The organism is Caballeronia sp. GAFFF1 (genome assembly GCF_023630705.1).
Lineage (GTDB): Bacteria > Pseudomonadota > Gammaproteobacteria > Burkholderiales > Burkholderiaceae > Caballeronia.
Window position 1 is genome coordinate 1 of the sequence record NZ_JALQEM010000027.1, and the last position, 8,123, is coordinate 8,123.

The following is an 8,123-nucleotide window of genomic DNA, read 5'->3' on the forward strand; positions in this document are numbered from 1 at the left end:
CGATGTATGCCCGAAGGGACTCAACCCGACGAAGGCCATCGGCAAGATCAGGGAAATGCTGGTGCGGCGGGCGGTTTGACAAAGGATGATGACATGGTCGACAAGCTAGACGACTCGCATCAGTCCGACCCTCTTCGCCGTGCGCGTCTTCGCTGGCGCGCGCGGCGCGGCTTGCTGGAAAACGATCTGATTTTCGAGCGTTTTTTCAGCCGATATGAGCATGACCTCGGCGACGCCGACGTGGCCGCTTTGACGCGCCTGCTGGAGCTGAGCGACAACGAACTGATGGACCTGCTGCTCGCGCGCACCGAACCGGAAGGCGATCTCGCCACGCCGGACGTGATGCGCCTGCTGCAGTGGCTGCGTTCGGTGTGATTTCGGCAGAGATCCCGGGAGTTTTGCACAATACGCGTAGGAACCGGGCCGAAACCCCAAGCGACGACCAGCCTAAGCACTCGCGGCTACCCGAGCGTTGCCGCGCAGCTTCCGTCGTGCAAATTATCGAAAACCTGTATCCATACTTCGATTGAGGATGTGCTATGACCCCGTCAGATGTTAAAGCCACGCTATCGTTCAGCGACAACTCGCCGAGCGTCGAAATGCCGATCTACAAGGGCACCATGGGCCCGGACGTGATCGACATCCGCAAGTTGTACGGGCAGACCGGCAAGTTCACGTACGACCCGGGCTTCATGTCGACGGCGGCGTGTAATTCCGCGATCACGTATATCGACGGCGACAAGGGCGAGCTGTTGTATCGCGGCTACCCGATCGAGCAACTGGCCGTGAACGCCGACTTCCTCGAAACGTGCTATCTGCTGCTGAAGGGCGAATTGCCGAACGCGGCGCAGAACAAGGAATTCGTCGACACGGTGACGCGTCACACGATGGTGCATGAGCAGATGCACTTCTTCTTCCGCGGCTTCCGTCGCGACGCGCACCCGATGGCCGTGCTGACCGCGGCGGTCGGCGCGCTGTCGGCGTTCTATCACGATTCGCTGAACATCAACGACCCGCGTCACCGCGAAGTTTCCGCGATCCGCATGATCGCGAAGCTGCCGACGCTCGTCGCGATGGCGTACAAGTTCAGCATCGGCCAGCCGTTCGTGTATCCGCGCAACGAGTTGTCGTACAGCGCGAACTTCATGCACATGATGTTCTCGAACCCGTGCGAAGAGTACAAGGTCAACGACGTGCTGGTGCGCGCGCTCGACCGCATCTTGATTCTGCACGCAGATCACGAGCAGAACGCGTCGACGTCGACGGTGCGTCTCGCGGGTTCGTCGGGCGCGAATCCGTTCGCGTGTATCGCGGCCGGCATCGCGTGTCTGTGGGGCCCGGCGCACGGCGGCGCGAACGAAGCCGCGCTCAACATGCTGGAAGAAATCGGCTCGGTCGAGAACATTCCCGAGTTCATCAAGCAGGTGAAGGACAAGAATTCGGGCGTGAAGCTGATGGGCTTCGGCCACCGCGTCTACAAGAACTACGATCCGCGCGCCAAGCTGATGCGCGAAACCTGCCACGAAGTGCTGAACGAGCTCGGCCTGCACGACGACCCGCTCTTCAAGCTCGCGATGGAACTGGAAAAGATCGCGCTGGAAGACGAATACTTCGTGTCGCGCAAGCTGTACCCGAACGTCGATTTCTACTCGGGCATCGTGCAACGCGCGCTCGGCATTCCGACGTCGATGTTCACCTGCATCTTCGCGATGGCACGCACCGTCGGCTGGATCGCGCAGTGGAACGAGATGATTGCCGATCCCGAGCAGAAGATCGGCCGTCCGCGTCAGTTGTTCGTCGGGCATACGCCGCGTGAGGCGAAGCCGCTCGATCAGCGGTAAGCCGATCTACGGTTGAGGTAGGGTTGAAGGCCCCGGCGGGCGACTGCCGGGGCCTTTTTGCGTTTCATTAGCGGCTCTCAAGGCATGGAAACGGGCATCAGATGATGCTATAATTCATGCTTCGACGATTGAGGAGAACCGCCATGCGTACGACTATCGCACTGGACGACGACTTGCTGGCAAAAGCTCAGGCTTATACAGGTCTAACGGAAAAATCCGCGCTCGTGCGTGAGGCACTGAAGGCGCTCGTGCAACGCGAGGCCGCTCGGCGACTCGCGACCCTTGGCGGCAGTCAACCGGGCATTGAAGGTGCGCACCGTCGTCGCCAGGGGAACGAATGATTCTCGTTGATACCTCTGTGTGGATAGACCACCTCAACGCATCAGAACCTCTGCTCGTACATCTGCTTGGGGAGGAGCGCGTGCTCGCTCACCCGTTCGTCATCGCCGAGATCTCGCTCGGCAGCCTGCGCGATCGGAACGGGGTTCTAGGCGCGCTAAATGACTTGCCGCTCGCGCCTGTAGCAACGCCCGACGAAGTGTCCTTTCTCATTGAGCGGCAACGGCTCTTCAATCGGGGGATCGGGTATGTCGATACGTCGCTCTTAGCGTCCGCTCAATTGCGGCCCGGCGTAGAGATCTGGACGCGCGATAAGCGCTTGCACAAAGTCGCGGAAGAGCTCGGTGTCAGCGCGGTGCTCCAGCATTGAAAAGTAGGAAACGTTAGGCTGGTAGTGCCCATCCAGGTACTGATACCACTACCATAACCCTATGTTTTCACTGGCTTTTTTGCCCTAGCCTAGTACCCACGCGGCGCGCGAAGGTGGCATAATCGTTCCACAAGCTGCCGACGAAGCGAAGCAGCGTCACCCCGCAGTCATCCGAGAAGCGCTCACCATGTCCCAGACTCTCTACGACAAGTTGTGGAACTCGCACGTCATCCACACGGAAGAGGACGGCACCTCGATCCTCTATATCGACCGTCATCTGCTGCATGAAGTGACGAGCCCGCAAGCCTTCGAAGGGCTGAAGCTGCATCAGCGTCCTGTCTGGCGCATCAGCGCGAATCTGGCCGTGTCCGATCACAACGTGCCGACCACCGACCGCTCGCAAGGCATCGCCGATCCGGTGTCGAAGCTGCAAGTCGACACGCTCGACGCCAATTGCGACGAGTTCGGCATCACGCAGTTCAAGATGAACGACCTGCGGCAGGGCATCGTGCACATCATCGGGCCGGAGCAGGGCGCGACGCTGCCGGGCATGACCATCGTCTGCGGCGACTCGCACACGTCCACGCACGGCGCGTTCGGCGCGCTCGCGCACGGCATCGGCACGTCGGAAGTGGAGCACGTGCTCGCCACGCAAACGCTCCTGCAAAAGAAGAGCAAGAACATGCTCGTCAAGGTGGAAGGTCCGCTGCCGCGCGGTTGCACGGGCAAGGACATTGCACTCGCGGTTATCGGCAAGATCGGGACGGCGGGCGGCACGGGCTACGCCATCGAGTTCGGCGGTTCCACCATTCGCGCGCTCAGCATGGAAGGCCGCATGACCGTCTGCAATATGGCGATCGAAGCAGGCGCGCGCGCGGGCATGGTCGCGGTGGACGATACGACGATCAACTACCTGAAGGATCGTCCGTACTCGCCGCAAGGCGTCGAGTGGAATCAGGCGGTCGAGTACTGGCGCACGCTCAAGTCTGATCCGGACGCGCATTTCGATCGCGTGGTGGAGATCAATGCCGCCGAGATCGTGCCGCAAGTGACGTGGGGCACGTCGCCGGAAATGGTGACGTCCATCGACGGTCGCGTGCCCGATCCCGAGCGCGAGAAAGACCCGGTCAAGCGCGACGCCATGGAGCGCGCACTGCATTACATGGCGTTGCAGCCGAACACGCCGATCGAATCGATCAAGCCGGACAAGATTTTCATCGGCTCGTGCACGAACGCGCGCATCGAAGACCTGCGCGCCGCCGCCTACGTGGTGAAGTCGCTGGGCAAGCGCGTGGCGTCGAATATCCGCACGGCGATGGTCGTGCCGGGCTCGGGTCTCGTGAAGGCGCAGGCCGAGCGCGAGGGGCTCGACAAGATCTTTACCAACGCCGGCTTCGAGTGGCGCGAGCCGGGCTGTTCCATGTGTCTCGCGATGAACGCGGACCGTCTGGAGCCGGGCGAACGCTGCGCATCGACGTCGAACCGCAACTTCGAAGGGCGTCAGGGCGCGGGCGGCCGCACGCACCTCGTCAGCCCGGCGATGGCCGCGGCGGCGGCCATCGAAGGACACTTCGTCGACGTGCGCAAGCTCGCGTAATCCAACGGGACACAGAGACAGATCATGGAAAAATTCACCGTGCACAGCGGCCTCGTCGCGCCGCTGGACCGCGAGAACGTCGATACCGACGCGATCATTCCGAAGCAGTTCCTGAAGTCGATCAAGCGCACGGGTTTCGGCCCGAACGCGTTCGACGAATGGCGTTATCTGGACGTCGGCCAGCCCGGACAGGACAACAGCAACCGTCCGCTGAATCCGGACTTCGTGCTGAACCAGCCGCGTTATCAGGGCGCGTCGATTCTGCTCACGCGCAAGAACTTCGGCTGCGGCAGTTCGCGCGAGCATGCGCCTTGGGCGCTGGACCAGTACGGCTTTCGCGCGATCATCGCGCCGAGCTTCGCGGACATTTTCTATAACAACTGCTTCAAAAACGGCTTGCTGCCGGTCGTGCTGTCGGAGCAACAGGTCGACAAGCTCTTCAACGAGACATACGCGTTCGTCGGCTTCAAGCTGACTATCGATCTCGAAGCGCAAGTCGTGCGCACCGGCGACGGCACCGAGTACGCGTTCGACGTGCCGGGCTTTCGCAAGTATTGCCTGCTGAACGGTTTCGACGACATCGGTCTCACGCTGCGCCACGCGGACAAGATCAAGCAGTTCGAAGCCGAGCGGCTCGCGAAACAGCCGTGGCTGAACAATCGGCTCGTCGGATAAACGAAACACGCACACGTAGAAGGAAGCGACATGAAGATTGCAGTGCTCCCCGGCGACGGGATCGGTCCGGAAATCACGGCCGAAGCGGTCAAGGTGCTGAACGCGCTCGGCGAAAAGTTCGAGCTGGAGGAAGCGCCTGTCGGCGGCGCGGGTTACGAGGCGAAGGGTCATCCGCTGCCCGACGAGACGCTCGCGCTCGCAAAAGAGGCCGACGCGATTCTCTTCGGCGCGGTCGGCGACTGGAAGTACGACTCGCTCGAGCGCGCGCTGCGCCCGGAGCAAGCCATTCTCGGCCTGCGCAAGCATTTGCAGCTCTTTGCGAACTTCCGTCCGGCGATCTGCTATCCGCAACTGACGGCCGCTTCGTCCTTGAAGGCGGAAATCGTGTCGGGGCTCGATATCCTGATCGTGCGCGAACTGAATGGCGATATCTATTTCGGCCAGCCGCGCGGCGTGCGTCAAGCGCCGGACGGTCCGTTCGAAGGCGCGCGTGAAGGCTTCGACACGATGCGCTATTCGGAGCCCGAAGTGCGCCGTATCGCGCACGTCGCGTTTCAGGCCGCGCAGAAGCGCCAGAAGAAGCTGACGAGCGTGGACAAAGCCAACGTGCTCGAAACGTCGCAACTGTGGCGCGACACGATGATCGACGTCGCGAAGGAATATCCGGACGTCGAGCTGTCGCACATGTATGTCGACAACGCGGCGATGCAGCTCGTCAAGGCGCCGAAGGCATTCGACGTGGTCGTGACCGGCAATATGTTCGGCGACATTCTGTCCGACGAAGCCGCGATGCTGACCGGCTCTATCGGCATGCTGCCCTCGGCGTCGCTCGACAAGAACAACAAGGGTCTGTACGAGCCGTCGCACGGTTCCGCGCCGGATATCGCGGGCAAGGGCGTGGCCAATCCGCTCGCGACCATTCTTTCGGCCGCGATGATGCTGCGTTATTCGCTCGGCAAGACGGAGCAGGCGGATCGAATCGAAAACGCGGTGAAGAAGGTGCTCGAGCAGGGCTACCGCACGGGCGATATCGCGACGCAGGACGGCAGGACCGTCGGCACGAAGGAAATGGGCGACGCGGTGCTGGCGGCGCTGTAGTCCTGATCTCGGGATCGCTCGAGTCGGTACAGTTGACGCGCAATTCGCGGCGTTCTCGCCGGAAAGACGGTACTTCCGACGAAAACGCCGCGTTTCGTGTATATTCTTTGGTCATGGCGAAGAACTCTCAATTCTCTACGGATTGCATCGGCCGCGGCATCGACGCTCGCGCGACCGGATTCGCCATCGTCACGCGCATCGACGGCATCGCCACCATTGGCGCTATCGGCACTATCGGCACGTCCAAAACGCGCATTACGAAACTCTCCATCAAAGCGATCACGATTCGCTGATCGTCCCTCGTGTCCGAGCGTCTTCCCCGCGCGGCCACGCCGGGTAAGGATGCGGGGAAGCCTCAACAAATAAGGTTAGTCATGAACGTAGGTCTCGTGGGTTGGCGCGGCATGGTCGGCAGCGTGCTGATGCAGCGCATGCAGCAGGAAGGCGATTTCGACCTGATCGAACCGGTGTTTTTCAGCACCAGCAATGCGGGCGGCAACGCGCCGTCGTTCGCCAAAAACGAGACGAAGCTCAAAGACGCGACGAGCATCGACGACCTGAAGAAGTGCGACGCCATCATCACCTGCCAGGGCGGCGACTACACGAACGACGTGTACCCGAAGCTGCGCGCGGCGGGCTGGAAAGGCTACTGGATCGACGCGGCCTCGGCGCTGCGCATGAAGGACGACGCGGTCATCATTCTCGATCCGGTGAACCTCGACGTCATCAAGGATTCGCTCGTCAAGGGCGGGCGCGATTTCATCGGCGGCAATTGCACAGTGAGCCTGATGCTGATGGCTCTGGGCGGCCTCTTCCGCGAAAACCTCGTCGACTGGATGACGGCCATGACGTATCAGGCCGCATCGGGCGCGGGCGCGCAGAACATGCGCGAACTGCTGTCGCAAATGGGCGCGCTCAACGCGTCCGTGGCGGGCGATCTCGCGAATCCGTCGTCGGCCATTCTGGATATCGACCGCAAGGTGCTCGCCACGATGAATAGCGACGCCATGCCGACCGACCATTTCGGCGTGCCGCTCGCCGGCTCGCTGATTCCGTGGATCGACAAGGATCTCGGCAACGGCATGTCGAAGGAAGAGTGGAAGGGCGGCGCCGAAACCAACAAGATTCTCGGCAAGCCGGCAATGGGCGAGCCGGGTTCCATTCCGGTCGATGGCCTCTGCGTGCGCATCGGCGCGATGCGCTGCCATTCGCAGGCGCTGACCATCAAGCTGAACAAGGACGTGCCACTGGACGAAATCAACGGCATTCTGGCTTCGGCAAACGACTGGGTGAAGGTCGTGCCGAACGAGCGCGAAGCGTCGATGCGCGATCTGTCGCCGGCAGTCGTCACCGGCACGCTGACGGTGCCGGTCGGCCGTCTGCGCAAGCTCGCAATGGGCGGCGAATACCTGTCGGCGTTCACCGTCGGCGACCAGCTGCTGTGGGGCGCCGCGGAGCCGTTGCGCCGCATGCTTCGCATTCTGTTGGACAAGTAAAGTAAACTACGCGCCTGAGAGCGCGGACCTCGTCCAGGAAGCGTCGCGTTATCGCGGCGCTTTTTGTTTATGGAGCCGCATTTTTTGGGACTGCGAGCGGATCGACCGGTCGTACGATCGGGGCGCGCACCAGTCTTGCTGTTCGTATCAACCTTCGCCGTACCTCTGGAGCTTCAATGATTCGACGACCCCGCCGGTCCTTCATCCCGTCATCGCGTGCGGCGCTTGCCGCAGCCAGCGCCGTTCTGTGCGTGGCGCTCTGGACGAACTCCGGCGCGGCGTTCGCGCAGGCGAGCGGCGCGACAGCCGATGCCGCCGCGCCCGGCAATGCGCCCGCGCAGCGGTATGCCGTGAAGCCGGGGCAGTCGCTGAGCGATATCGCGGGCGAGCTTACCGGTTCGAAAGAGCGGGCCGTCAAGGAGAAGATGGCGCGCGCGCTGTTCGACGCGAACCCGAACGCGTTTGCGGGCCATGACATCAATCGGCTGAAGCTGGGCGCGGTGTTGAACGTTCCGGCCGCGGATGCCGGCGCCCCTTCCGAAAACGCCGCGGCGCCGGCGCCACAGGCGGTTCAGCCGAGCACGCCGTCGGCGAATGCGGCGAGTGCGGCGAGTGCGGCGCAGTCGTCGTCGCCGGGCGTCGAAGCCGCGCCGCTTCAGCCGGCGGCGTCCGCCCCCGAACCGGCCGCGAGCGAGCCTGCGGCGCCG

At 62.4% G+C, this 8,123-nt stretch carries 10 protein-coding genes and 1 pseudogene; all 11 read left to right on the top strand.

Annotated elements, in window-relative coordinates; translation table 11 throughout:
- Nucleotides 1-79, top strand: a pseudogene (gene sdhB, locus NCR37_RS13660) (succinate dehydrogenase iron-sulfur subunit); the annotation flags it as partial.
- 14 nt (nucleotides 80-93) lie between these two features.
- Entirely contained in the window at nucleotides 94-375 is a 282-nt protein-coding gene (locus NCR37_RS13665) for an FAD assembly factor SdhE (RefSeq protein ID WP_250473442.1), read from the top strand.
- Between the two features lie 164 nt (nucleotides 376-539).
- Nucleotides 540-1,841: a citrate synthase gene (gltA, locus tag NCR37_RS13670; RefSeq protein ID WP_244849784.1), complete on the top strand. Its 1,302-nt coding sequence runs from the start codon at nucleotides 540-542 to the stop codon at nucleotides 1,839-1,841.
- 143 nt (nucleotides 1,842-1,984) lie between these two features.
- Nucleotides 1,985-2,182, top strand: a complete 198-nt coding sequence (locus tag NCR37_RS13675; RefSeq protein WP_250473436.1) for a type II toxin-antitoxin system VapB family antitoxin — start codon at nucleotides 1,985-1,987, stop codon at nucleotides 2,180-2,182.
- Nucleotides 2,179-2,550, top strand: coding sequence for a type II toxin-antitoxin system VapC family toxin (locus NCR37_RS13680; protein WP_250473437.1), 372 nt, complete (start codon nucleotides 2,179-2,181; stop codon nucleotides 2,548-2,550). Before NCR37_RS13675 ends, NCR37_RS13680 begins: the two co-directional genes overlap by 4 nt.
- Nucleotides 2,551-2,737: 187 nt before the next feature.
- On the top strand, nucleotides 2,738-4,147 hold the full coding sequence (leuC, locus tag NCR37_RS13685; RefSeq protein WP_175940912.1) for a 3-isopropylmalate dehydratase large subunit: 1,410 nt from the start codon (nucleotides 2,738-2,740) through the stop codon (nucleotides 4,145-4,147).
- 24 nt (nucleotides 4,148-4,171) lie between these two features.
- Nucleotides 4,172-4,822, top strand: a complete 651-nt coding sequence (gene leuD, locus NCR37_RS13690) for a 3-isopropylmalate dehydratase small subunit (protein ID WP_250473438.1) — start codon at nucleotides 4,172-4,174, stop codon at nucleotides 4,820-4,822.
- A 30-nt stretch (nucleotides 4,823-4,852) separates the two neighbouring features.
- Nucleotides 4,853-5,920, top strand: a complete 1,068-nt coding sequence (gene leuB / locus NCR37_RS13695; RefSeq protein ID WP_250473439.1) for a 3-isopropylmalate dehydrogenase — start codon at nucleotides 4,853-4,855, stop codon at nucleotides 5,918-5,920.
- Between the two features lie 32 nt (nucleotides 5,921-5,952).
- Nucleotides 5,953-6,213, top strand: coding sequence for a hypothetical protein (locus NCR37_RS13700; protein ID WP_250473440.1), 261 nt, complete (start codon nucleotides 5,953-5,955; stop codon nucleotides 6,211-6,213).
- 81 nt (nucleotides 6,214-6,294) lie between these two features.
- A complete protein-coding gene (asd, locus tag NCR37_RS13705; RefSeq protein WP_250473441.1) occupies nucleotides 6,295-7,416 on the top strand; it encodes an aspartate-semialdehyde dehydrogenase in 1,122 nt (373 codons plus the stop codon).
- Between the two features lie 176 nt (nucleotides 7,417-7,592).
- Nucleotides 7,593-8,123 (top strand): type IV pilus assembly protein FimV (locus NCR37_RS13710; RefSeq protein WP_502800525.1); only part of this gene is annotated, 531 nt, incomplete at its 3' end.